This window comes from Streptosporangium vulgare, from assembly GCF_042428775.1.
GTDB lineage: Bacteria > Actinomycetota > Actinomycetes > Streptosporangiales > Streptosporangiaceae > Streptosporangium > Streptosporangium vulgare.
Genome location: NZ_JBHMBS010000140.1, coordinates 1 through 690 on the forward strand (window position 1 = coordinate 1; position 690 = coordinate 690).

Below are 690 nucleotides of genomic sequence, written 5' to 3' on the forward strand. Positions count from 1 at the left end.
AAGGTCCCCCTCTTTGGTCTTGCGACGTTATGCGGTATTAGCTACCGTTTCCAGTAGTTATCCCCCTCCATCAGGCAGTTTCCCAGACATTACTCACCCGTCCGCCACTCGTCAGCAAAGAAGCAAGCTTCTTCCTGTTACCGTTCGACTTGCATGTGTTAGGCCTGCCGCCAGCGGTCAATCTGAGCCATGATCAAACTCTTCAATTTAAAAGTTTGACGCTCAAAGAATTAAACTTCGTAATGAATTACGTGTTCACTCTTGAGACTTGGTATTCATTTTTCGTCTTGCGACGTTAAGAATCCGTATCTTCGAGTGCCCACACAGATTGTCTGATAAATTGTTAAAGAGCAGTGCCGCTTTGCTTTTTCTCAGCGGCGCGGGGTGTGCATAATACGCCTTCCCGCTACAGAGTCAAGCATTTATTTTTGCTTTCTCTGCCGGAGTTCTCAGGAGAACCCCGCTGACCCGGCGGCGTGTTTGCCGTTGTTCCGTGTCAGTGGTGGCGCATTATAGGGAGTTATTCCGGCCTGACAAGAGGAAATTTAAAATAATTTTCTGACCGCGCATTTTTTCAGCAAAAGCCCCGTTAATGTGCCATAAAACAAGCAATTTGCCGTTTTTGCAACCGTAATCACACTTCCTGGTGGCATACTAAGGAGGAATAAAAAGAAAAAGGAAGATAAGTAA

The 690-nt window shown here is 46.1% G+C and carries 1 rRNA gene; it reads right to left on the bottom strand.

Annotated features, from left to right (window positions below):
• Nucleotides 1-209: ribosomal RNA gene (locus ACFFRH_RS44865) — 16S ribosomal RNA — on the bottom strand; the annotation flags it as partial.
• Between the last annotated feature and the right edge of the window lie 481 nt (nucleotides 210-690).